The organism is Mesobacillus campisalis, from assembly GCF_000986785.1.
GTDB classification, from domain to species: domain Bacteria; phylum Bacillota; class Bacilli; order Bacillales; family Cytobacillaceae; genus Mesobacillus_B; species Mesobacillus_B campisalis.
In genome coordinates this window covers 73,405-98,024 of sequence record NZ_LAYY01000019.1, presented here as the reverse complement: position 1 = coordinate 98,024, position 24,620 = coordinate 73,405, and the positions used below count along the sequence as shown (strand labels likewise).

The following is a 24,620-nucleotide window of genomic DNA, read 5'->3' as shown; positions in this document are numbered from 1 at the left end:
GCTTTCTCTAGGATTTCTTTAGGTTTAATATTCCTAATTGCAGGTATAAATGGTTATTTTGTAATTTTAAATTTAGAACCCTTTATTGCAACAAGTCCTGAAGCAATGGCATTATTTGAGTTTCAATATCTACTTATCTTTGAAAAATCATTAGAGGTTATTTGTGGTTTATTACTATTAATTAATCGGTTTGTCCCGCTAGCCCTTTCAATTTTGTCGCCAATTATCGTCAACATTCTTTTACTTCATATATTCCTCGACCATTCTTTACTCATGTTAGCTATTTTACTTGTCATCTTGCATGGTTTTATGTTGTTCTGTTACAGAAAAAATTTTATAGGGATATTTGAAAAATAAATTCACTCCACAAAGTTTGTGTTACTTCACAGTATTTGCCTCCTACTACCCGTTTACGACTTGCTTATTAAACTAAACTGCCCCGTTTGTTAATAACGAATTCAACAAAAAAGTGCGGAAATCCTTCTTGGATCAACGCACCAGTTTGATTAAGTACAATGATTCAGAAACTATTGTTGATTATTTACTGATTAAATCCGTTCCATATGAGTTGTCTATTGAACAAAGCCAATGACCTTGTGGAGTTTTTTTAAACACATATGTTGCTCGTCTATCCATTGAAAATTCATTGTCATTTTTATTGGCTTCAAGAAAGGTTTGGGATAAAACTAGAGCTGTGTCTCCAGCTTCCAAAACAATCATTTCCCCTTGTGTTGGGATAAGAGTGTTATTGAAATACTTTGCAATTTTAATAAACGCTGTTTTAATTTCCTCTTTGCCTCGTGCAATCATACCTGGTTTCACAACCAAGATTGCATCATCCGTATAGTAATTCATTAGCGTATCAAAATCTTCTTGTTTTATTGCGATATCACACTTTTTAATAAATTCCTTTAACTCGTGTTCCATAATATCACCCCTTAATTAATTCATATGTATTCTCCATTTATTGCTGCTATCCTTCTTAAGCTAACCTGCCCCGTTTGTTCAATAACGAATTCAACAAAAAGGTACCTTAATCCTTCTAGGATCAAAGCCCTTGTTAGTTGAGGAAGATTATTTTACGGACTATATCCCAAAGTCATACTATAAAAGAAATCATAGGCAAAAAGGAAAGCTAATCCAACTAAAAAGAAAACAAACATAAGAGTTTTTCCTTTTAAGTCTTTCTCTCTTTTGAACCAAGAAAAGCATAGGATTAGAAATAAGATTGCTGTTGGCACTAAATACAATAACAATCCAAAATCACCAATCTGAATTTTTCTCCCAATAAATATCAGGGATAGGAGGATGTTCATAAAGAAAACTAATTCTCTCTCTTACTATGATGAATACCACCGTTAGTACGATGAAGTACCCATAACCAATATATTTAACAATATTAGAAAACGCTTTTGATTTGTGAAGAATAATTGCAACCACAACTAATAACGGTATCAACGGAAAATAGTCGCTCACTTCCACTTCTTCTCACCTCGTTTCTTAACCACGCCTTTCTATCCACTTTACCACAAAAATCCAAATCCCTTGTTCACCTGTTTATATTCCCTATTCTATATAACGTTGTTGTAACGATGACACAAGGGGCATAAACGCTTTTACTATATTTAATAAACCAAAAGAGACTGGATAACCCAGTCTCTTTTTGATTTACAGTCCTTTATTGTATTTTAAATTTATAATACCGTTTCCTTGAACCTTGATAGAATAATGTTCTAAAAAGAGGGAGTGGGCAACAAGGTAACCTGGAGCGGGCGTAGTTACAAACATAGTTTTTACCTCTTTTTAGTTCTTCTGCATTCAGGGCAGGAAAGCCGGGCAAGCAAATGATCGCCACGGATTTTCCAGATATAGCCGCAATCCTTACATTCAGCGGTTACTTTCTCTTTAAACATATTTTAAAACTTCAATGGTGTTATTAGACTTTGCTAACACCTTTTCTCTAAAAGCTTCTGCTCTCTTTATTTTAGAATCCACTTTCACTTTTTCTGTTTTCTTTAATTTCTCAGAACCATTATTAGCTTTTAATTTAGAACCTTTTCTCCTTTTCCCGACTTTAAGTAGCTTCTCTGCAATTGGGTGACGATGTAAATCTTCATTGATAAGACTTCTTTCTAAGCATCGATACGATTCAGTATTAGCCAGGTAATAAACTGTTTCATCATCCACTAATTGCTGCAGTTCCTCAAATACTACCTCTAACTGAACCAACTCTTTGTCTTTCAGTGTGAAATCATTAATACCTTCCTTATATTCAGCCAAGACAGATACAAAAGAGTTATCGATTTCACTTTCTATTACGGCAGTGAGAGAAAACCTTTCCGGATTAAAAACAAAGGGTTTATTAAAATCCTTCTCGATATATTTGATACCCGATACAGCGTTGATTGTCGTTTCATTTTCGATGTAGTACTGTTTTTCAAACCTTCTGCCTTGACCGTCCAGGTAACAATAATCAAACCGAATGATGAATGGATCCTTTCGGTATTCTCCTCTACTCCTTCCATTGTTTGAGATAAACAGTCGGATGTAACAGGCATTTGTCTCTTTCTCAATTTCCAATGGGTGGTTCCTTACTCTATCTCCCAGAGAAAACGGCTCAAATTGGATTGAAGGGAAAATCATTTTATATCTATCGTGCTGGTATTCCACTCTTTTTTCATCCAGCGAATCTAATGCCTCATCACTAAGCGTATCTCTCTTTTTCTTTTCTGCTAATTTTTCATTCACCACCGCTATCTGCTCACCAAACAGGCTATAAAAATCTAACTCGCACTGTTTAGAGGCCAGATACTTTAAAAAGTCATTCTTATGTATCTCTTTTTCATCCTTAATGATACTGGACAGGAAACTCTTAAAAGCATTTTCACTATAGAAACTCAGCTCTTTAAATTTCACCCTCACTTGATCTCTTAGAACCGCAAATGCTTGGTGATATTCATCTCTGGCTTCAAGGTATTGATGATGTAACGGGGTCCAAACTTTCTCTTTTTTTTGAATCTCGTTTATCTTATGGTCAAGTTTATAATGCCTTATTAATCGATCAACCTCAGATTTAATTTCTTTAAAAAGAGTTGTATCACCTAACTGTTCGTTCAATTCTAATAAGAACGTAATGTTTTTCGGAAATGAATGCTCAAAATTGAAGCGAGTAAATCCATAATCATAATAAGAATAGATTCCCTCTATATCCTCCTGGACTATACTTAGAAAGTCTTCTGCTTCACTTACTGGTGCGATTTCCCGGCGCAGCTTGAAATAAGCAAGAAAGGAGTTCAATTGATTAAATCCGTAATAAGAGGCATTTAATCTCTTTATGTATTCCTGTTCCTTCATATCTAAATCTTGTATCTCGACATGTTCCAATAACACCATACGGACATCCCGAAGGGTGCAATTGTTCTCTATCATAAACTTAAAAATTTTACAGGATTTAAAACGGCCTTCATAAAACGAGTTTGACTTTGAAAAGAAATAGTTATAGTAATTATTATACGAAAGTCTATTCAAAGCGAGAATCTCATTAAGATGAACCTTACACCGCTTCTGCACATCTTTAGACTGTCCTATATAAATAGGAACTATTTTATCTGAATGGAAATTGTTTATATAAATCATATATATTCCTGACACATTATACTTTGTCTCTGGTGTAATTTCTCTACAGGAGTGCTCTTGTATTAATTGACTAATAATGCTTTTAACATCACTAATACTTTTCATACCTACACCTCCCTCAGTTTAAAGCATCCTTATACACCTACATCTTACCATACGAACTGTCCTCTCATTTGGATAACCAAGAACTTTATCACACCTCTGAATTAACACGCTCCTGGTTCTCAAATCTCTTCTTTCTTCCCCTCTAATTCCACACACAATTGCTTAATTGTATTGAACCACAAAGGTAACCGTTAAAAGTAAGAATAAATTGTTCATTTTCTTTTTCATTTTTGTACTCTCCTATCCTCAATTAAACTGCCCGGTTTGTTTAAAAAGGTGATTTCAGAAAAAAAGCGTTAATGTTAGTGGATCAACGCACCCGTTTATTGAGTCAAAAATTTAAAACTCGATTTTACGTTCCCAAAGAATACAAAATTTTTATCGTTCGTGGTTCTTTTTAAGATATTGTTCAATCATTCCACGAGGAATAACGTCGAGAGACTTTTTAATGCCGAGGTTAAAAACGAGTAGCTTTAAAACACGTTGCAACTCTTTGTCCGAATACAGCAACTTACCTTCTTCACGTGGCATCTCCCACTTTTGAGGAACGTAGTATTTCACTATTTCATAATCAAGTAGTTGAGATTCCATTTTTAATTCTAAATGAGGAACTGTTTTTTCATATTCATAAGTTTGGCGATATATTTCTTGTAATTGCTGTTTTGTATAAGGTAGATTTTTAAGAACTTCTTGCTCTTCCTTTAGCTTTTGTTGAAAGTATTTTTCAAATTCTAAATCCATGTTTTCACCTCAACTTCACTATTTGAAACCAACTATAACCGAGTCACATTTATAAACCCCATTTAATTTCAGACGCAACTGCTCCCATCAAATACAATTTTATTAATCCTTTATAGGATACACGAGAAGCGCAGCTTCATTGAAGGTTATCGCCTCCTTAAAAAATCAGTTAGGCGACACATCCTACATGTATTGATTGTGTGTGGCAACCCCAGATGTTTGTGAGTTTACCCTCATTTAAGTAGACCTTTGAAATTCAGCACATCGGCTTGACATATTAGCCCATAGCCCCTATATCTTTGCTCCTCTGAATTATAAGTGACTTGTTTTTCCCTATAAAGGGTTTTAAAAATAAATTATTGAATTATCATAATAACCTCTATACTAAAATTCCTTCCCTTCTAATAGCCATTTTATTTTGCCTTTTTTATAATAAAAACAAGATGAAAATCTTTTATTTGCGAAGCACGCAAAAATCACTTGTGATTTTTGCGTGCTTTTTCGATATTAACAAAGTGATTAGAATTTTTAATTCAGTATGTGTCAATAATGATTGTTGACCACATACTTACAACCTATAAAAAGGAGTAGGTATTATGAGTACAAAAGATCCTATTAAAAAAGATGAAAAAACAGGTAATTACTACTTTCGTGTTGATGTTGGAAGGCACCCTAAAACAGGAGAAAGGAAACAAAAATATCAAAGTTTTCGTAATAAAAAGGATGCAAAAGCGGCTTTGATAAGCATTCAACACCAGGTGTCGGAAGGTTCATATTTCGAACCTTCGAAGGAAGATTTCCCCATTTTTATGAACAAATGGTTCGATAGAGTGTATCGACGAGGAGTCGAAGTAACTACAGCGGAGTCGAGAAAACACTTTATGGACAAACATATTTTGACATATTTTGAACGTTTTAAGATCAGTGAAATTAATACGTTTCAAATTGATGAATTTTACGAAGATTGTTTAGACAATGGACTCGCTCCGGCTTCAATTAAGATAATTCATTCCTTATTAAATCAAGCATTTAAAAAAGCTGTAAAGTGGAAGCTTGTAAAATTTAATCCTGTCACTGATTCTTCACCACCACCTGTCAAAAACAAAAGAATCACAGGACTTTGGAATGAAGAAGAAACTAAACGATTTATAGCCAAAGTTAAGGAAAAAAATGAGGAAAGTAAGTATGTACCAACCATATTTACTGGAATAAGACGTGGAGAAATGCTTGGGTTAAAATGGGAAGATATTGACTTTAATGAAGGAACGATTCATATTCAGCGCAGCCTAACAAGAACCAAAAGTAATGGGATTATTTTTAAGGACGTTAAAACTGAGAGTTCTAATCGTGTAATCGCAACCTCCAATTACATAATAAACCTGTTACTTGAACACAAATCAAGACAAGATAAACAAAAAGAACGTTTAGGTACAGCATATTTCGATCATGGTCTAGTTAATTGTACAATTGATGGAAAGCCTATTGATCCAGGTAATTTACTTCGTCAGTTTCACAAGTTGATGGGGGAAGCAGATGTCCCGAAGATATCTTACCATGATTTAAGACACCTGCATGCCACTTTTCTTATGGCAATGGGTGAAAATCCAAAAATTGTACAGGAAAGATTAGGACATTCTCGTGTACAAGTTACTCTTGATACTTATACACATGTTAATGTAGAAATGCAGAGACAAAGTGCTAATAAGTTTGAGGAGAGAATGTTAAATAGTTAGCAAATCAATTTGTGCAGGATTTGTGCAATTTAAGAGAACCTTGCTGTTTGCAACCCGACTTCTTCAAAACTAAATAAGCCTCAACCCCTTGTGTACCAAGGGCTCGAGGCTTATCAGTAAGGATGATTCCGACTGGGATCGAACCAGCGACCTCTACCCTGTCAAGGTAGCGCTCTCCCGGCTGAGCTACGGAATCATTTTTATATTTCCCGGTGAGGACATATATAAATATATAATGTTTTCATGCAAAAGTCAACAGCCTTTATTAAATTTATTTCATTTCTAAAATTCTATTCCTAAACCAGCTCCCCTTTGGTTTATTCAGCTATAAAGGAGTGTTAAAAACGGAACGTATATTCTGTTTTTTGTTGAATAAGGAACGGGTGTTCGGGTATAATGAGTTTAAGGGCAAACGTAAAAGGAGGAATGAAAAGTGAATGGAGTCCTGAAAAGAGCACTGGAGGCCAAGCAGCCGGTTCAGTTGATATACTTGGATGCCAGCAGCAAGATCACGCAAAGAAAAGTGCTTCCGCTTGAATTGGAAGGCAAGATGTTAAGGGCACACTGCTTCCTCCGCAACCAAACCCGGCTTTTTAACACAGATAACATTTTATCCGTCTTCCCAGCTGATAAGAAGCGGTGGCAGAAATCAGGATAAAAAAAGAAGCCCCCTAAAGGACTTCTCTTCGTTATCGTGCAGGTTGTGGCTTAACAGAATCATTTCCCCTAAACACCAGCTGCAGTACAACCAGCAGAATAAAGATTCCAAGGCCGATCATATCTGTCATTCCTTCCGGATAAATCAGCATAAGACCGCCAGCAAGCCCCATTACCCTTTCATACCAATGCAATTTACGGAGCCAGAAACCTATGATTCCTGCTCCAATCGCCAGCATTCCACAGATGGCAGTGAACACTACCCAAATGAGGTAATACCATGTTGTATCAATCATCAGCAATTCTGGTGACAGTACGAACATATACGGAATAATGAAAGCGGCTATAGCCAGTTTGGCTGAGTTTATCCCAGTCCGGATTGGCTCTCCACCAGAAACTCCTGCCGCTGCAAATGCAGCCAGTGCGACCGGAGGCGTAATATCCGCAATAATACCAAAATAGAACACAAACAAATGCGCAGACAAATCTGGAACTCCCAACAAAATAACAGCCGGAGCCGCAATCGTTGAAGTAATAACATAGTTCGCTGTTGTAGGAGAACCCATTCCCAAGATTAGCGCTGCAACCATTGTCAGCATCAAGGTTGGAATTAACAATCCCCCGGAAAGATCCAGCAATCCATTGGCAAGTTTCAGCCCAAGGCCTGTTTTTGTGACAACCCCCACAATTATTCCTGCCGCGGCAGTTGCTGCTGCAACACCCAGAGCCGTCCTTGCTCCATCAACAAGGGCGTTGATGGCATCCTTAAAGCTAATCCTTGTTTCCTTTCGGATCGCACTAACGACAATCGTGGAGAGGATCGACCACAGCGCCGCACGCATAATGCTCATCCCGCTTACCATCAGGATGATTACAATCAGGATCGGCATAAGAAGGTAAATCTTGCTCAGCACTTCTTTTCTATCCGGCATTTCCTCATCCGTTAGCCCGCGAAGTCCCAGGCGTTTTGCTTCAAAGTGGGTCATGATCCAGATGCCTGTAAAATAAAGCAGTGCTGGAATTGTCGCTGCTTTGGCGATATCCCAGTAGGTTATCCCGCCGCCGATGAATTCAACCATCAGGAACGCTGCCGCCCCCATGATTGGCGGCATAAGTTGTCCGCCCGTCGAAGCGGCGGCTTCAACTCCGCCGGCAAATTCTTTGCGGTAGCCAAGTTTTTTCATCATCGGAATCGTAAAGGAACCTGAAGTTACAACATTTGCAACCGAGCTTCCGCTGATGGTACCTTGCAGGGCACTTGAGAAAATCGCCACTTTTGCAGGCCCGCCTGTTCTTTTGCCGGCAATCGACACAGCTAGGTCATTGAAATATTGACCCACCCCTGTTTTAACAAGAAAGGCACCAAAGAGAAGAAACAGAAAGATAAATGTCGCGGAAACTCCGAGTGGTGTACCTAATATTCCCTCGGTAGTGAAGAACATGGTCTGTACCAATGTGTCCAGGTCAAGTCCGCGATGGGCAAGGAACCCAGGCATGTAAGGCCCATAAAGAGCATAAACCAGGAACAGTGAAGCAATGATTGTAATCGGGAGCCCGACTGTTCTTCTGGTCGCTTCCAGTACAAGCAAGATTGCCGCCAGTCCAACATAGAAATCCATGTCCGTCAGGCGGCCGACCCGGTTGACAAGCTCGTCAATCATCATCGGCCAGTAGGCCCCTATCCCCACCGCGACCAGGGCAAGGAGCAAGTCATACCAGGCAACCTTCTTTTTCCTCAGGTTCTTTTTGGATGCCGGAAATAACAGGAAAATAAGAGCAAGCGCAAACCCTAGGTGAATGGAACGCTGCAATTGCGCAGTGAGCACGCCAAAAACCGCTGTGTATAGTTGAAAAAGCGAAAAGGCAAGAAGGCCGAAGAAAACGACCCAGCCCATGGTTCCTTCCAATTTCCTAGTTGCGGCTTCTGGATCGAATTTTTCCAAAAGCTCCTGCTGTTGTTCTTGAGAAAGCGTGCCGTCATTTTTCGTCAAGGATATTCACTCCTTCCATTTGCTGTATAATACTTAATTTTTCCACCTGTATCTTGAGCCGGGTACCCGGTTCAACGACCTCTGACAGCGGATAATGCTTATTTTTATAAACGAGAGTATGATTGGCCCTCACCTTGCCTACGCGCAGGACGAAGGATCCAAACTCTCTATTCATATTTTTCAAAAAGTATTTTCCATCCTTCATTTCAAAGACCTCACCTTCTGATGCCTCTGACGGCATCCCGATGGCAAAATCCTCATATTCCAGCTCATATTGCCGAATTTGCCTCTGCGCTGTCAATCGATAACTCTCGATGACATTGGTAAGATGGATGGAATGCAGATATTTGATTTTGAATGTATCCCCTGTTTCCGCCGGCACAAAAAGGAATAAATCATTTTGATCCAACGGTTGTAAAACAAGAGCTTGTCTATAAGGAATGAAAAAAGAGAAAGTTGACAATAAAACAATGAGGAGCAACAGAACGAAGAATTTGCTATTATTCTTAATTGATATCATATGACTCCTTGTTTTTCCTGCCTTACCTATCTTTTGGGCGGGAAGATCAAAAGTTCACAGTAAAAATAGACCGTCCTATCGGTCCATCCTCCCTGTTTCCGCCGGAGCTGTGAATATTTTGCTCCAAAAGATGAATTGACCGAACACAGTCCCTCTATAGGACCATGTCCGGTCATGATTCAATCATTACTGTGCAGGCTTAATTCCCTTTTCGTCGAAATACTTCTGTGCTCCTGGATGCACATCAATTCCTACACCATTAAGGGCATTTTCAGGATTGATTTGCTTGGCTTTGGCATGCTGCACCTTGTCAAGGTTTTCAAAGATCGACTTTGTGATATCATAGACAACCTGCTCGGAAAGTCCGGATTCCACAACCAGCATTGCCTGGACAGCTACTGTAGGAACCGCTGAACCAAGCTTATACGCTCCGGATGGCACTTCATCCTTTGTATAATATGGATACTTTTCGATCAGCTCATCCGCTTTGTCAGCCTCGACCGGAACAATGACGACTGTCTCTGTAGCAGAAAGCTCTTCGACAGCAGCCGTTGGGGTTCCTGCTGTAACAAATGCAGCATCGATATTGCCGTCCTTGATTCCGTTGACGGACTCGTCAAAACTTAAGTCCTGCTTTTTGATGTCATCGAGTGTCAAGCCGTGAACTTCAAGGATTTGCTCTGCATTGGCTGCAGTTCCTGAACCTGGGGCCCCAATGGAGACCCTTTTGCCTTTCAGGTCCTCTACCGATTTGATTCCAGACTTTTCAGTTGTTACAATTTGGATTGTTTCCGGATAAAGGGTTCCAATTGCCTGGATATTGTCAATTGGGTTTCCATCAAACATCAGCTTGCCTTCTGTCGCATAAGAAGCAATGTCCGTTTGGGTGAAAGCAATTTCGCCCTTTTTATCTTTAATACTTTGCATATTTTCAGCAGAAGCACCAGTAGTTTCTGCATTTGTGTCAATACCAGTTGCATCGGAGACAATGTTTGCGAAAGCTCCGCCAAGCGGGAAGTATGTACCACCAGTACCACCTGTCAGGATACTCATGAATTTAGGCTTATCTTCTGTTGTTCCCTCGCCGCCATCCCCGGAATCAGCTTCTTCGTTCGCATTGCCCCCGCCACACGCTGCCAACACCATAGAAAGCGTCAACATAAAAATGGTGAACAATAGAAACTTGCGTTTTTTCATTTGATTTCCCCCTTTTTTAAGATAAAGATTCTCTATTATATTTTATCTACATGTTAATAAATTTGTCAATTCATACTGTTGATTTTCACTACTGATGGGCTCTCTAAGGCGTTGCAGCATTCAAAAACAGCTTTCACCCTATTTATATGTTAAAATTCTTGTGAATAGTAAAAAACTTGCAATCTTATTAAGTTGACGGAGGACAGTCATGATGAATTCACAAAGGGGAACCATCAATGAGCATTCCCTATACAGCCTTTCTCTCAACGAAGAAATGAAACTGCTTGTCTACCTGCCCGCTTCCTTTTCTCCTCTTTATAAGTACAGTGTTCTGATTGCCCAGGATGGCAAGGATTATTTTCAGTTTGGCAGGATTGGGCGTTCTGCTGATGAACTTCTCAAAAATAGGCAAATTGAGAATTTGATTATTGTCGGCGTACCCTATCAATCTGTCAAGGACCGCAGGCGCAAGTACCACCCGGCGGGAGAACAACACCAGGCCTATATCCGTTTTTTGGCCCATGAACTGGTTCCTTATCTTGACAGGGAATACCCTACATTACAAATGGGCATGGGCAGAGCTTTAATAGGAGATTCTCTGGCTGCAACAGTATCACTGATGGCAGCAATTGAGTATCCAAACATCTTTGGAAAAGTCATCTTGCAGTCACCTTATGTAAACGGGTCTGTACTTGAAGCTGTTCGCAAGTATGACGATACATGCCTGTTAAACATCTACCATACGGTTGGAAGTGAAGAAACAGAGGTCAAAACAACTGATGACCAAACAAAGGATTTTTTAACTCCAAACCGTGAACTTTCCAAAACATTCAAAGAGAAAAACGTGGAGTATCATTATAGTGAATTTGAGGGAGGGCATTTCTGGACTCACTGGCAGCCGGATGTGAAAACAGCCCTAAAAAAAATATTCCCGGTATAACAGGTAAGTTGTATGATATTCTCTTGTTTGAAAATTTGTTATAATTAAAAATAAACTCCTGAATATAAAGCCGTCTGCCAATGGAAAAGCTAAAAATAGATAGTCTTTCAAAGTGGAGGTAATCGTATGAAATTCGGTGTTGTAATGTTCCCGTCAAAAAAAATTCAGGATTATGCCAACTCCTTCAGGAAACGGTATGATCCGAACTACGCATTAATCCCGCCGCATATCACACTTAAGGCGGCATTCGAGGCGACTGAAGAGGAAATTCGCAATATTGCCGGCACAATTGGGGAAATTGCCAGGGAGTTCAGCCCCGTCCAGCTCCATATCTCCAAATTCAGTTCTTTTTCACCCGTAAATAATGTAATCTATTTGAAGGTAGAGCCCTCCGAGGAACTCGAAAGGCTGCATAAAAAACTCAAAATGAATTTTGAAGGTGGACTGGATTATAATTTTGTCCCCCATATTACAATTGGTCAAAATCTATCGGATGACGAACACTCTGATGTGTACGGTTCACTGCGAATGAGTAAGATAGGTTTTGAAGAAAGTGCTGACCGGATCCATCTTCTTTACCAATTGGAGAACGGCTCTTGGACAGTGTACGAAACATTTCGACTTGGAAAGGAATAAAGCCCTGTGGAAGTAAAACTAGTTCAGAATGAAAAAGAACTGGCCGATGCATTTTCGGTCAGGAAAACAGTTTTTGTTGGGGAGCAAAATGTTCCCGTTGAAGAAGAGATTGACCATCATGAAGAGGAAAGCGCTCATTTTGTCCTTTATGTCAATGGCGAGCCTAGCGGTGCAGGCCGCTTCCGGGTAGTCGATGGTTATGGCAAAGTGGAGCGGATCTGTGTACTACAACAGCAGCGCGGCACTGGAGCGGGGATGGCCATTATGGAGAAAATTGAAGATTACGCCCGTGAGAAAGGAATGGAAAAGCTGAAGCTGAATGCCCAGACCCATGCTATTCCTTTTTACGGAAAGCTGGGTTATGAAGTGATTTCAGAAGAATTCCTTGATGCCGGCATACCTCATAAAACAATGGTGAAAAAAATTCAATAGACATTCCCTTCAAGCAGCCTCTTCTGCCTCTTGGTACACACCAAGGGAACAGAAGAGGCTGTTTCAGTATCCTCCCTTTTCTTCTGGCTGAGCATATTTTCCCCTTTTTAATAAGACAGTCCTTCTGATATGATAGAACTTGTGCAATTTTGTTCGGAAAATGAGGGAATCAACCATGCAGACAGCCTACTATAAAGAAAAGATAATTAATCTGCCGGGGATCAGGCGGGAGGACTTTCAAAAGCTATATGAGGATGGAAAGAAGGGCCTTCTCAGCTGCCCTGTTTGCGGAGCCCCAGTGCGTTTATATCTTGGAATCCATAATCGCCCCCACTTTTATCACCATCTGTCAAAAGCGGCAGCCTGCAGTGACCTACCCATCCAAGATGCAGCAGAGGAACATCCTGAACATACGGAATGGGGGGGCTTCAGGCTGCCAACAGCTCGGGGGATTACTGCCGAGGAAAAAGAAGTTGCCTATAAACCTTCACAAGCTTTAAGAATAAAACGCCCCTTCACAAAAAAGCCCGTTCTTTCTTCAGAGAAGCAGGACTCCTATATCGAAAAGCTTAAGGATGCAGGAATTTCTTTTGATTCCAATCAGCAGACAGCCGTTACTCATACAGAGGGACCCCTTTTGATTCTGGCTGGAGCGGGCAGCGGCAAAACCCGTGTCCTCACAGCAAGGACAGCGTATATCCTGAAACAGCTTAAAGTACCTGCAAATAGCATGATGCTCGTCACCTTTACCGCCAAGGCCGCAGGCGAAATGAAAAAGCGCCTGATTGGCTATCCCGGGGTTTACCAGGACGAAGCACAAAGAATCGTTTCCGGAACCTTTCACAGCATCTTCTACAAAATCCTGCTGCACCATAACCGTGATAAATGGTCGGGGGAGCATTTGCTTAAAAAAGACTGGCAGCGGGAACAAATCGTGAAAGATGCAGGACGAACCCTGAGCCTCGATGAAAAAGAGTTTGCCTATGACCTAGCCCTTCAGCAAATTGGTCTGTGGAAAAATTCCATGATCCTGCCAAAAGGGGTAAAGCCTCAAAGCTCCTGGGAAGAAAAAACGGCCCTGCTGTACCAGCACTATGAAGAAACTAAGGACAGGAGTGGCCTGTTTGATTTCGATGACATGCTGCTTGGCTGCCATAGCCTGTTTGTTGACGAACCCCAGTTGCTTGAAAGCTATCAAAATCGTTTTACCTACTTTTTAATTGATGAGTTTCAGGATATTAACAAAGTACAATATGAACTTATTAAAATGCTTTCGGCGCGGACGAACAACGTGTGCGCCGTTGGGGATGACGACCAGTCAATCTATGCATTCAGGGGAAGCGATCCCTCCTACCTTCTTGAATTCGAACGGGACTTTCCCGGTGCCGAAGTGGTGACACTTAATCAAAATTACCGCTCTCCCCATGAAATTGTCGAAACAGCCAATTCGATTATTGCCGGGAATACAAAGCGGCATCAGAAAGAAATGAAGGCCCAGTATTCCCATGAAATAAAGCCAATGCTTTTCTATCCTTTTGATGAAGAAGAAGAAGCAACCATGATCTTGACTGATCTCCAGGAGAAAATTGAACAGGGGGCCAAGCCAAGTCATTTTGCCATTCTTTTCAGGACCAATACGGGCAGCAGGGCTATGTTTGAAAGGCTGGCGTCATCCAGCCTGCCGTTTAAACTCGAACAGGATAACGAGTCATTTTATGAGCGGTTTATGGTGCGCGGCCTACTCGCCTATTTCCGCCTCGCTATTAATGAAGATGATTCCGAGGCAGTCCGCAGCATTCTTCCATCCCTTTTTCTAAAACAATCCGTTTTTCGAGACCTCCAGGCGGAAAGCATTTTGAAGGACTGCTCAATGCTTGAAGCATTATCACATGTAAAAACAGGGTTCGCCTTCCAGGAACAAAAGCTAAAAAAGCTCGTTCCCATGGTGCGTTCACTCGCCATGCTATCTCCACTGGCTGCCATTGAACGAGTTGAAAAAGAACTGGGTTATCAGGACTTCATTAAAAAGCGGGGAAGCGAAGGCAACAAAATGGAAAAGGGATCGGACGATATTCGGGACTTGAGGGTTGCTGCGAGGAAGTTTAAAAATATCTCAGAGCTGATCGATCACGCCGACCACATGACGGCAATGAACAAAGAAATCAAGGTACTTGGAAAGAGGCATGACGATGCGGTTATCTTGAGTACCATCCATCGTTCAAAAGGCCTTGAATATAAATACGTATATGTCCTTGGAGCAGTGGATGGCAGCCTGCCGCATGATTACGCATTGGATTCGGCACGAAACGGCGATCTTCTTCCGCTTGAAGAGGAACGGCGCCTGCTATATGTCGCTGTCACCAGGGCCATGGAACAGCTTTTTATCTCTGTCCCCATCTACAGGAGGGGCAGAAAAGCCCATCCATCGCGTTTCCTGACCCAGCTGCCGAAGATTCAATAAGAAATGCTAATTATCAGCAGGCATTTCAACACGGATAAGCAAAAAGCCTGGAATGAAATCCAGGCTTTTTGCTTACTTTTTATTGATCATTTTTGATATCTGGTTAAAATCAAGCTGCTTTCCATCCTTGACAATCGATTCGACAATTTTATCTTCCATATCTTTTGAAACAGGTTTATTGGCTATTTGTGATACACGGCGGATGACTCCGCGGACAGTCTGCGCATCCTTAAAGTTGGCATTTTGCAGGGAGTTGGCCAGGTCGAAAATATCCTTCATATTTACGCCCGTTTTCTTTTCAATATTTTTAAAGAATTGGTTATCCATATTAAATCACGCCCCTTCTTGAACTACTCTTATACTATGAAAGGGGTGAAAAATGGTGAAAACAAAAGAGCCAAAAGGAATTGTCTCCTTGTTGGCTCTTTTGTTGAAAGTCTTTCTGTGCTGCATTGGTGTTCTTTCCACGCAGGCCGCTACTTCTTTTGCCCGGTGGGTTCAAGAATCAGCTTTCCGATTGTTTGACGGCCCTGAAGCATCCTGTGTACCTCCCCAGCCTCTTCAAGCGGATACACACCGCCAATTGTTAATTTAAGCCTGCCTTCCCCAACATATTGGAACAGTTCTCTGGTACTCGAAGCAAGCAAGTCCTGCCGCCTCATGATCTGCGGAAGGAAAAAACCGATGACCGACTGGTTCTTTGCCATTAAGGAAGAAGGATTGAACTTGCTTTGTTCACCGCTGGCAACGCCATAGATGACCAGTCTGCCGAATGCAGCAAGGCACTTTAATGTCTTGTAAAAAATATCCCCGCCTGCCATTTCAAGAGCAACATCGACCCCTTTGCCCCCAGTAGCCTCCAGCACTTTTTGTTCCCATCCTGCCTCCGAGTAGTTGACCAGCACATCGGCGCCCATTTCTCTGGCCAGCCCCAGCTTTTCTTCTGTGCTTGCCGTTGCGATAACTTTTCCGGCCCCGAAGATTTTTGCAAGCTGAACAGCAATCGTTCCAACGCCCCCTGCTGCTGCATGGACAAGAACGGTCTCTCCCTGTTCAAGCCTGCCCATCGTTTTAAGTACATGGTATGCGCTTAAACCTTGAAGCGGCAACGCCGCTGCTGTTTTAAAATCAATCTGGCCGGGAAGCGGGATCAGTCCCCGCTCATCGGCGAGCACAAATTCTGCATACCCCCCGGACTCTATAAGGGTTACAACGCGTGTCCCCGGCTTAATATTCGTGACCTCGTTACCCACTTCCGCGACAATTCCGGCAACCTCTGCACCCGGTGTAAAAGGGAGCGGCGTAGGGATTACATATTGCCCCTCCCTGCGAGCCGTATCTGCATAATTAACTCCTACAGCCTTTACTTCAATCAATACCTGCCTACCTGTGGGCACAGGGCGTTCGGCCTCAACTAGATTTAATACTTCCGGGCCCCCATATTCCTTTAACTGAATCGCCTTCATGGCCATCTCTCCCCGCTATTTTCCTGTAAAAACAGGTTTCCTTTTCTCCTTGAATGCTGAAACCCCTTCCTGATGGTCCTCGGAGGCGATCATCATTGTCTGTGTAATGCGCTCCTGTTCAAGGATTTCTTCAAGAGTTGCGGTTAAGGAATGGTCCACCAGCTTCTTGATCATTCCGTAAGCCATGCCCGGTCCATAAGATAGCCTTTTCGCAAATTTCAGCGCCTCTTCCTCGAGGTTTTCTGCTGACACCAGCTGATTAATGACCCCTAGTTGATGTAACCTTGCTGCCGGGATCGGCTCTGCACTGAAGAAGAACTGCTTTGCGAGATGAGGGCCGATAAGGCGCGGAAGGAAATAAGAGCCGCCTCCGTCTGAAACGAGCCCTACCTGTGAAAAGCTTAAGGCGAATTTGCTGTCTTCAGCCGCGATAATCAAATCACATGCGAGGGCAAGATTGACACCCGCCCCTGCCGCAAACCCGTGTACAACAGCAATAATAGGCTTTTCTGTGTCTTTCATGGTCAAAATCAGGTTGTTAAGCCTTCCGATATGTTCATATATTTTAACCGGACTATTTTCCCCCATGGTTTTCACATCGCCGCCAGCGCTGAATGACCTCCCTGCACCGGCAAGAACGATTACTTTTACCTCAGGGTCGGTCTGTGCCTCTTTTAATGTATTTGTTAGCCCAAGAATCATTTCCGGGCTGAAGGCGTTCAGCCTTTCCGGACGGTTCAGGGTTAGGACCAGCACCGACCCGTGTCTGTTGACTAATAAATGTTCTCCACTCATACTTTCTATCCCCTTTCGAATCCTATTTAATAAGCCAGCCGCCATCAGCAAGAACATCAGAACCTGTCATATAGGAGGCTTCGCTTGAAGCAATAAAAGCGATTATACTTGCGATCTCTTCAGCCTTGCCAACCCTGCGGAGCGCTGTGTTGCGCTCAATCGCCTTTACAAATTTTTCATTTTGGAGCCCCTGCTCCGTTAGCGGGGTTTCTATAAAACCTGGCGAAACAGAGTTTACCCGGATCCCATGCTGGGCAAGTTCAAGGGCAAGCGACCTTGTCAGGTTGAGGACTCCAGCCTTGGCTGCACTATAGTGCGGAATATGGGCGCCAGCCTGATGCCCTGACAGGGAAGCGACATTGACAATGGCGCGATTATCTTCCACCCTGTTCCGTTCTGCACCCTGGATCATCACTTTCCCAAGGATTTTGGCTGTAAGGAACACACTTTTGAGGTTGACTTCCTGAATCCGGTCCCATTCCCTTGCTTCTGTTTCAAGGATTTTGGAGTGGCTTGAACCGCCGGCATTGTTAATTAAAATATGCAGGTCGCCATAATGCTCCTCAATATGCTGGGCAAGTTCTTTCAAGTCCTCCTCGTCCGTCACATCGGCTGGAAAAACCTCAGCGGCCGGCAATTTTCGGGTCGAATTGATGTTTCGCGCTGCTTCTTCCAGCCTGGACCTTGTTCTTCCTACCAAAATTACTTTGGCCCCTTCGCTGGCAAGGCGGGCGGCGGCAGCTTTGCCAATCCCGCTGCCAGCACCCGTCACAACGGCAACACAGTCTGCAAATCTTGTCATCTGATAATCTCCCCCCTGATCAGAATATGTTAAACAAACCACGCTCCTGCACATTCTATGGTTTCCATTTTCCAGCACCATGACCTGATATCTTCTAAGCCCTGAATGCAGTCTCCGCCCCATAGCTAATCAGGTTCCGGACTGTATGATTAAAGTGGGCGAACCGCTCATCCTTTGTCTGGCCCATTCTGTAGCGGAAATAAATTTGCTGAAGGATAACAGCCAGTTTGAAATAGGCAAAGGTTAAGTAAAAGTTCATGCTGGTGATGTCCCGGCCGCTCTTCCTGGCATATCGTTCAATAAATTCATCCCTCTTCATAAAGCCTGGCATAATGGTGACCGTCGGTTTACTGAAGCTTTTTATCAGAAGTTCGGGATCCCCTGCCTCCTGCCAATATCCCATTGCAACACCAAGATCGGCCAGTGGGTCGCCGACAGTTGCCATTTCCCAATCGAACAATCCATTCATCTCTGTAAAGTCTTCACTAAACATCGCATTGTTCAGTTTATAGTCATAATGGATAATCGCAGCTTCGTGATGGGTTGGCACATTTTTCGCCAGGTACGTCATAAGAATTCCTGCATCTTTAATCTCATCGGTCTTGGCCCGTTCATAACGGCCAATCCAGCCGTGAACCTGTCTTTCCATAAATCCTGCCGGTTTTGAAATTTCCCCCAGCCTTGTCTTTCTGTAATCGATTGAGTGAAGTTCGACAAGCCGGTCAACCATAATTTCTGATATCTTCCTGCATATATCCTCAGTTGGCTGAACAGACGCCGGGAAAGAGGTATCCAAAACAAGGCCATGCTTTCTCTCCATCAACTGAAACGGACTTCCGACGATAGTGGTGTCATCCGAAAACAGAATTGGCGTGGGTGCTGCCGAAAAGAGCGGGTTTATCTCGGAAATGATCTTGAATTCCCGCTCCATATCATGAGCTTTTGGTGCCACTGGTCCGAGAGGCGGCCTTCGCAGTACGGCTTCCCAATTCCCCATCCTCAACTGGTAGGTCAAGTTGGAATGGCCTGCAGAAAATTGCCTGATTTCCAAAGAATCGTCTGGCAATCCATCAATGTTTTTCCTTAGAAACCATTCAAGAGTGATGGCATCCAGCTCCTCCCCCTGGCGAACTGGAATCGTATCCACACTTATTTGCTGACGCATAGGCTCTCCCCTTTCACAAATTGCTTTATTGTGTACAATTAAATTTTAAATACTGACCAGTTGGTATGCAAACTGTAAAAATGAACGGAAGAAGATGCTTTCTTCCGTGCTGGCTGTCATTCTGCTGCAATCCCATTCAAGATCATGTCAACAAACATATCCGAAACCTCCCTGGAGGAAAGGTCTCCTGATGGATTGAACCACTGATAGCTCCAGTTGGTAATACCCAGTATGCCCAGAGCAACGATCGGCGGATTCAAATGATTCTTGAGTTCCCCTTGGTCGATGCCTTCTTTGATCAGTTTCTCAATATTGAGTCTGAACTGGTCCCGCAATGGGATGATTTTTTCAAGATGCTCCTTATTCAGGTTTTTCATTTCCCTGAAAAAAATCTTTGCGCTTGCACCCTGTTCATCTATATTGTCGATCAACATATGGACTATCTCGGCAAGCTTATCTTTGCAGCCTTGTTGGCCGCTGTCGATAATTCTTTGCTGATTTTCCACAAGGTCATAGATATATCTATAGTGGATATCCATCAATAATTCTTCTTTGCTGGAAAAATAATAATAGAATGTCCCCTTGGTCACCCCAAGGGAGTCCACAATATCCTGGATGGAAGTCTCGCTGAAGCCTTTCTTTTCAAACAGGCGAATGCTTTGCTGAGTAATCTTTTCTTTCACTTCACATAGCCTCACAATCTTCGGTATCTGAAGAAATTATACCACAACAGCATTCGCCCCATAGGAATCAAAAAAAGACATTGGGTATACAGCGAGACTTTATTGACTCTTAACTTCTCCCCTTAAAGCTCTCCGCAGGATTTTGCCAACTGCAGTTTTTGGAAGTTCACTTCTAAACTCGACGATGGCTGGGACACGGTAGGCAGCCATATTTTCTTTGCAGTATAGAATGATTTCCTCCTCAGTTGCCTCTTTTCCGGCCTTAAGCACAATAACAGCCTTAACGGTCTCCCCCCGATAAGGATCCGGCACTCCAATCACGACGGCTTCCTGAACGGAAGGATGTTCGTATAACACCTCTTCCACATCCCGAGGATAGATATTATAGCCGCTTGCGATGATCATATCTTTCTTCCTGTCCACAATGTAGAGATAGCCATCTTCATCCATACGGCCGATATCACCTGTATACAGCCAGCCGTCCCTTAGTGTCATTGCCGTTTCTTCCGGCATATTCCAGTAGCCTTTCATTACTTGAGGGCCCTTGATAATCACTTCGCCTAGCCCGCCTTCGGAAACCTCTGTCACGCCATCACCAAGATCCACGATTTTGTAATCGGTAGAAGGGAGGCCAATCCCGACGCTTCCAGGTTTCCGTTCAGCAAAATGCGGATTGCAGTGAGTCGTTGGAGACGCTTCTGATAAACCATATCCTTCAAGGATTTTGGAGCCTGTTTTTCCTTCAAACTCCTTAAGCAACTCAACAGGCATGGGCGCACTTCCGCTATTGCAAGTTTTAATGCTGTCGATGCCATATTGCTCTGCGTTAGGGTGGTTGGTAATAGCCACATACATGGTAGGAACACCAGGGAATATGGATGGCTGTTCCTGTTTAATTGTATTGAGGACCTCTTCAAGGTCGAATCTGGGCAGCATGATGGATTGAGACGCTGTGAAGATGGATAGATTCATGCAGGAGGTCATTCCAAAGACATGGAAAAGCGGAATGACGGTCAGGAACTTTTCCTGTCCGATTTTCATCTCATCTTTGAAAAATTCATAGGACTGAACGACATTGGCAAAGATATTGCGGTGCGTCAGCATGGCCCCTTTGGAACGGCCTGTAGTTCCCCCAGTATATTGGAGAATGGCGACATCGTGTTCCGGCTCGATTTTGACCGGGGTAAAAGGTGACGAAGCGCTAGCCATGAAGCTTTCAAATGTAAAATCCGATCCAAAGCTTTGCCCGGAAGGCTGCAGGCTCACCGCTACGACCGTTTTGACTTTTGTATTGCCCTGTACGTTCTTCAGCTTTGGATAAAGCGCATCAAAGACAATGATGGTCTCCGCCCCGGAATCGTTAAGAATATGGTCCATTTCCCGCTCGACAAGCATGGGGTTGATCTGTGTAACAATTCCCCCTGCAGAAAGAATCCCATAGTAGGCTATAACGTACTGAGGGCAGTTTGGGAGCATGATGGCAACCCTGTCTCCTTTTCGCACACCGCTGTTCTGCAATGCCGCAGCGAAAGCCGTAGCCGCACCCAAGAGTTCACGATAAGTCAATTTCCTCCCGAAGAAGGACAAGGCATGGTTGCCAGGATATCGGTCAGTTGTTTCACGCAGCATTTCAGGCAAAGACTTTCCCGGGATTTCCAGGTCCTTTGCAACGTTTCCGGGATAATGCGCAAGCCAGCTTTTTTTACTCATTCAGGTTTCCTCCCGCCTTTTTCTATGTGTCATGCTTCGGATTGGGCAAAGCAAAGCCGCCAACCAATATGTACGCGCTTACAATTGCACATTGCCAACTCCAACTTAAACTAACCAGTCAGTATGCGCCCACAATATAAGTATACTTGTTTCTTCGAATTTTTCAACCACAATTCTAAAAATTCAAAAAACTGAAAAACTAAAGAAACCGCCCCACCCGGGACGGTTCCTTTCTCCAAAAACCTTTCCTATTAATAGAAGCTGGCACCTACGATAATCAACAAGATGAACAATACAACGATCAGTACGAAAGTTGAACCTCCGTAAAAACCGCCGCCACCGTAGCCGTAGCCGCCGCCCCAGCCGCAACCGAAGCCCATTCACAGTCACCTCACTTTTTTATTTACCTCACAAGCAATATATGTAAGGTGCGCATGAAGTGTATGGGCAAGCTCCCAGCCTTGTTAAAGTTTTTGATGGGCAACATCAGCCTTTTGACTTGAACAGCAAAGCACCTATAAAAGAAAAAACCACGGCAGCGGAAATACCTGAACTGGTGATTTCGAACATTCCGGTCAGCACACCGACAAGGCCATGCTGGTCTGCTTCCTGAAGTGCTCCATTCACAAGTGAATTGCCAAAGCTCGTAATCGGGATGGTAGCACCTGCACCCGCGAAATCAATTAATGGCTCATATACGCCAAAACCGCCTAAAATGGCACCAACGACCACAAGCGTACTCATTGTGTGTCCTGGCGTCATTCTACCTACATCGAACATTAACTGGCCAACCACACAAATTAATCCGCCTATTATAAAAGCCCAGAAGAACATGGCTAACAAATTGAATCCTCCTCTCTTTTCTTTCATGGGAAAAATATGCCTTTAAGGATGAACCTCAATTGAAACAGCATGGGCAATACAAGGAATGCTTTCTTTTTGCTGGAAGCTTAATGGTGACAATAAAGCACCAGTAGCAACCACCAGGATCCGTTTATATTTTCCCTTTTTCATTTCATTTAGCAGATGACCGTACAATACGGTAGCAGAACATCCAGCTCCGCTGCCACCTGACTGGACCGGCTGGTCATCCTGATAAATCATTAGTCCGCAATCTTTGAAACTTTTCGTGTCCATCTCCAACCCTTCTTTTTGAAGCAGCTCAACTGTAGCAGACTGTCCAATTTTCCCAAGGTCGCCTGTCACAATCAAATCATAATAAGAGGGTTCAACTTGCAAATCCTTAAAGTGGGCAACGATTGTATCCGCAGCTGCCGGTGCCATCGCTCCTCCCATATTGAATGGGTCGGATAGTCCCATATCGATTACTTTGCCAATCGTAGCAGACTTAGTCACCAGCTTCCCCTGCTTCTCTTTGCAGTCCGTCAGTACCGCTGCGCCTGCGCCGGTTACCGTCCATTGTGCAGTCGGCGGCTTCTGCCCCCCGTACTCTGTTGGATACCTAAACTGCTTTTCCACTGCAGCATTATGACTGGATGCACCAGTAACTACTTTACGTGCACCGCCATAGTTAATGATGAATGAAGCCAGGGCCAGACCCTCCATTGAAGTGGAGCATGCACCAAATAAGCCGAAATATGGGATTCCCAGGGTCCGGGCTGCAAAACTTGAAGGCGTAATCTGATTAATAAGATCGCCTGCAAGCATGAATTGCATATCCTGTCTCGTTAAGCCGGCTTTTTTAACGGCAGTACTGATGGCTTCTTCGAGCAGCAGTGTATGAGCCTTCTCATAGGAGTCCTGCCCCATCCACAAGTCGTCATGCAGGATGTCAAAGTCTTTTGCCACTTTGCCCTTTGCCTCAAACGGACCCCCTGCTGCTGCGGATGCTTCAATGACAGGGGAATTATGAAAAACCCATGATTGCTTTCCTTTCAGCATATCGAAGAACCTCCTTCATCTCCAAGTTGCATCTTACCATTGTCCAGCATTTACAGGACCCCCCACATGATCAGCAAAGTTTTGATTAAGGCCACGGCAAATGCTGAAAATACCCCAAATAATATGACCGATCCGGCCAATTTGAACATATTTCCGCCAACTCCAAGCACAAAGCCTTCGGTTCGATGCTCAATTGCTGCGGAAATAACTGAATTCCCAAATCCGGTAATAGGCACAGCACTGCCGGCTCCCGCGAACTGTCCAATATGGTCATAAACGCCAAATCCGGTCAAAAGCATTGAAAAAAATATCATCGTGGCTACTGTAGGATTACCTGCCGTCTGTTCTGTAAAATGAAAGAAGTACATATAAAAATAGGAAACTGCCTGTCCGATCAAACAGATGGTTCCTCCTACAAGGAAGGCTTTGAGGCAGTTTTTGAGCACCGGCCTTTTTAACTCATGCTTCTGTTCCAATTTTTTGTACTGTTCCTGTTCGGGGGTCATTTTTTTCTTTCCCATTTCCGCCGCTCCTTCCTTATGTAAGTTCTTTTTTAAATTGAATAATCTTCTGCAGCCGCTCTTCGCTATCCTTTTCTGAATAATCCTTATCCTTCATTCGTTTTTTCAATTCAAGCACTTCAATGAAAATTTTAAAGTCACTTGAAACGATAAACGTTTCCTTGGGATATTTTTTTTCCAGCTTTTCCTTGATTTCCTTTTCAATCCTTTTCATATGGAATCGCTGCATATGCTTTACCTTATAAGCTACCAGAACCTCTCGTTTCCCCTTGATCACGGCAACGTCATAAATAGCAGGAACAGCCTGTACTTCCTTCTTGATTTTTTCCGCCAATTCATGGTCTTTACCGCTGTTTCTTCTAACCGCTGCCGGCTCAGGGTTTACGCTCTGAATCATTGAAACCCTGCTTTCCCTTGTTGTTTTCCCTTGATTGCAGCCAGTAATGGTAAAGCCGGCAACCAGGAGCGCAAATAATGCTAAAAGGATTTGAAATTGTCTCATGCTTCTTCCCTTCCCATGTAGTTGA

General features: G+C 43.0%; 25 protein-coding genes and 1 tRNA gene. 7 read left to right on the top strand and 19 right to left on the bottom strand.

Annotation, left to right across the window (positions count from 1 at the left end; genetic code table 11):
- Nucleotides 1-357: hypothetical protein (locus WQ57_RS27130; protein ID WP_241481561.1), on the top strand; the 357-nt coding region annotated here is incomplete at its 5' end.
- 180 nt (nt 358-537) lie between these two features.
- On the opposite strand, the gene WQ57_RS16665 is transcribed toward WQ57_RS27130, so the two are convergent.
- The 3 genes from WQ57_RS16665 to WQ57_RS16650 form a co-directional block, all read right to left on the bottom strand.
- Complete coding sequence (locus tag WQ57_RS16665; RefSeq protein ID WP_046524896.1) at nt 538-927, bottom strand: YybH family protein; 390 nt, start codon at nt 925-927, stop codon at nt 538-540.
- A gap of 978 nt (nt 928-1,905) precedes the next feature.
- Nucleotides 1,906-3,741 carry a hypothetical protein gene (locus WQ57_RS25735; RefSeq protein WP_052948788.1) on the bottom strand — a complete coding sequence of 612 codons (1,836 nt, stop codon included), beginning with the start codon at nt 3,739-3,741 and terminating at the stop codon, nt 1,906-1,908.
- A gap of 378 nt (nt 3,742-4,119) precedes the next feature.
- Entirely contained in the window at nt 4,120-4,482 is a 363-nt protein-coding gene (locus WQ57_RS16650) for a hypothetical protein (protein WP_046524894.1), read from the bottom strand.
- A 596-nt stretch (nt 4,483-5,078) separates the two neighbouring features.
- Here WQ57_RS16650 and WQ57_RS16645 point away from each other — a divergent pair.
- Nucleotides 5,079-6,215, top strand: coding sequence for a site-specific integrase (locus WQ57_RS16645; RefSeq protein WP_046524893.1), 1,137 nt, complete (start codon nt 5,079-5,081; stop codon nt 6,213-6,215).
- Between the two features lie 123 nt (nt 6,216-6,338).
- Here the strand turns inward: WQ57_RS16645 and WQ57_RS16640 are convergent.
- A tRNA-Val gene (locus WQ57_RS16640) sits at nt 6,339-6,411 on the bottom strand.
- Nucleotides 6,412-6,648: 237 nt separating this feature from the next.
- Between WQ57_RS16640 and WQ57_RS16635 the strand changes: the two genes are divergently transcribed.
- On the top strand, nt 6,649-6,873 hold the full coding sequence (locus tag WQ57_RS16635; RefSeq protein WP_046524892.1) for a WYL domain-containing protein: 225 nt from the start codon (nt 6,649-6,651) through the stop codon (nt 6,871-6,873).
- A 31-nt stretch (nt 6,874-6,904) separates the two neighbouring features.
- On the opposite strand, the gene WQ57_RS16630 is transcribed toward WQ57_RS16635, so the two are convergent.
- The 3 genes from WQ57_RS16630 to WQ57_RS16620 form a co-directional block, all read right to left on the bottom strand.
- On the bottom strand, nt 6,905-8,863 hold the full coding sequence (locus WQ57_RS16630) for a TRAP transporter permease (protein ID WP_046524891.1): 1,959 nt from the start codon (nt 8,861-8,863) through the stop codon (nt 6,905-6,907).
- Nucleotides 8,850-9,383: a DUF1850 domain-containing protein gene (locus tag WQ57_RS16625; RefSeq protein ID WP_046524890.1), complete on the bottom strand. Its 534-nt coding sequence runs from the start codon at nt 9,381-9,383 to the stop codon at nt 8,850-8,852. Before WQ57_RS16625 ends, WQ57_RS16630 begins: the two co-directional genes overlap by 14 nt.
- 186 nt (nt 9,384-9,569) lie before the next feature.
- A complete protein-coding gene (locus tag WQ57_RS16620) occupies nt 9,570-10,580 on the bottom strand; it encodes a TAXI family TRAP transporter solute-binding subunit (protein WP_046524889.1) in 1,011 nt (336 codons plus the stop codon).
- Between the two features lie 211 nt (nt 10,581-10,791).
- Here WQ57_RS16620 and WQ57_RS16615 point away from each other — a divergent pair, with 211 nt between their 5' ends.
- The 4 genes from WQ57_RS16615 (at nt 10,792) to WQ57_RS16600 (ending at nt 15,049) form a co-directional block, all read left to right on the top strand.
- On the top strand, nt 10,792-11,520 hold the full coding sequence (locus WQ57_RS16615) for an alpha/beta hydrolase (protein WP_173427571.1): 729 nt from the start codon (nt 10,792-10,794) through the stop codon (nt 11,518-11,520).
- A gap of 126 nt (nt 11,521-11,646) precedes the next feature.
- Complete coding sequence (locus WQ57_RS16610; protein WP_046524887.1) at nt 11,647-12,156, top strand: YjcG family protein; 510 nt, start codon at nt 11,647-11,649, stop codon at nt 12,154-12,156.
- 6 nt (nt 12,157-12,162) lie between these two features.
- On the top strand, nt 12,163-12,588 hold the full coding sequence (locus tag WQ57_RS16605) for a GNAT family N-acetyltransferase (protein WP_046524886.1): 426 nt from the start codon (nt 12,163-12,165) through the stop codon (nt 12,586-12,588).
- A 175-nt stretch (nt 12,589-12,763) separates the two neighbouring features.
- On the top strand, nt 12,764-15,049 hold the full coding sequence (locus tag WQ57_RS16600) for a UvrD-helicase domain-containing protein (RefSeq protein WP_046524885.1): 2,286 nt from the start codon (nt 12,764-12,766) through the stop codon (nt 15,047-15,049).
- A 72-nt stretch (nt 15,050-15,121) separates the two neighbouring features.
- Here the strand turns inward: WQ57_RS16600 and spoVIF are convergent, their stop codons facing one another.
- The 12 genes from spoVIF to WQ57_RS16540 all read right to left on the bottom strand — a co-directional run bounded on the left by spoVIF (nt 15,122) and on the right by WQ57_RS16540 (nt 24,595).
- Complete coding sequence (gene spoVIF, locus WQ57_RS16595; protein WP_046524884.1) at nt 15,122-15,376, bottom strand: sporulation-specific transcription regulator SpoVIF; 255 nt, start codon at nt 15,374-15,376, stop codon at nt 15,122-15,124.
- Nucleotides 15,377-15,525: 149 nt separating this feature from the next.
- Nucleotides 15,526-16,515 (bottom strand): quinone oxidoreductase family protein, encoded by a 990-nt coding sequence (locus WQ57_RS16590; RefSeq protein WP_046524883.1) that lies wholly within the window; start codon nt 16,513-16,515, stop codon nt 15,526-15,528.
- A gap of 15 nt (nt 16,516-16,530) precedes the next feature.
- Nucleotides 16,531-17,310 (bottom strand): enoyl-CoA hydratase/isomerase family protein, encoded by a 780-nt coding sequence (locus tag WQ57_RS16585; RefSeq protein ID WP_046524882.1) that lies wholly within the window; start codon nt 17,308-17,310, stop codon nt 16,531-16,533.
- Between the two features lie 22 nt (nt 17,311-17,332).
- Nucleotides 17,333-18,112, bottom strand: coding sequence for an SDR family NAD(P)-dependent oxidoreductase (locus WQ57_RS16580; RefSeq protein ID WP_046524881.1), 780 nt, complete (start codon nt 18,110-18,112; stop codon nt 17,333-17,335).
- A 94-nt stretch (nt 18,113-18,206) separates the two neighbouring features.
- On the bottom strand, nt 18,207-19,277 hold the full coding sequence (locus WQ57_RS16575; protein ID WP_046524880.1) for a phosphotransferase family protein: 1,071 nt from the start codon (nt 19,275-19,277) through the stop codon (nt 18,207-18,209).
- A gap of 116 nt (nt 19,278-19,393) precedes the next feature.
- The gene (locus WQ57_RS16570; protein WP_046524879.1) at nt 19,394-19,960 is read right to left on the bottom strand and encodes a TetR/AcrR family transcriptional regulator; all 567 of its coding nucleotides are present in this window, start codon (nt 19,958-19,960) and stop codon (nt 19,394-19,396) included.
- A 99-nt stretch (nt 19,961-20,059) separates the two neighbouring features.
- A complete protein-coding gene (locus WQ57_RS16565) occupies nt 20,060-21,670 on the bottom strand; it encodes a long-chain-fatty-acid--CoA ligase (RefSeq protein ID WP_046524878.1) in 1,611 nt (536 codons plus the stop codon).
- Nucleotides 21,671-21,921: 251 nt separating this feature from the next.
- A complete protein-coding gene (locus WQ57_RS25940; RefSeq protein WP_046524877.1) occupies nt 21,922-22,050 on the bottom strand; it encodes a YjcZ family sporulation protein in 129 nt (42 codons plus the stop codon).
- 106 nt (nt 22,051-22,156) lie between these two features.
- Complete coding sequence (gene spoVAE, locus WQ57_RS16555) at nt 22,157-22,513, bottom strand: stage V sporulation protein AE (RefSeq protein ID WP_046524876.1); 357 nt, start codon at nt 22,511-22,513, stop codon at nt 22,157-22,159.
- 42 nt (nt 22,514-22,555) lie between these two features.
- Nucleotides 22,556-23,572, bottom strand: a complete 1,017-nt coding sequence (gene spoVAD / locus WQ57_RS16550) for a stage V sporulation protein AD (RefSeq protein ID WP_046524875.1) — start codon at nt 23,570-23,572, stop codon at nt 22,556-22,558.
- Nucleotides 23,573-23,622: 50 nt separating this feature from the next.
- Nucleotides 23,623-24,093 (bottom strand): stage V sporulation protein AC, encoded by a 471-nt coding sequence (gene spoVAC, locus WQ57_RS16545; RefSeq protein ID WP_046524874.1) that lies wholly within the window; start codon nt 24,091-24,093, stop codon nt 23,623-23,625.
- Between the two features lie 16 nt (nt 24,094-24,109).
- The gene (locus WQ57_RS16540) at nt 24,110-24,595 is read right to left on the bottom strand and encodes a YhcN/YlaJ family sporulation lipoprotein (protein ID WP_046524873.1); all 486 of its coding nucleotides are present in this window, start codon (nt 24,593-24,595) and stop codon (nt 24,110-24,112) included.
- Nucleotides 24,596-24,620: the final 25 nt, after the last annotated feature.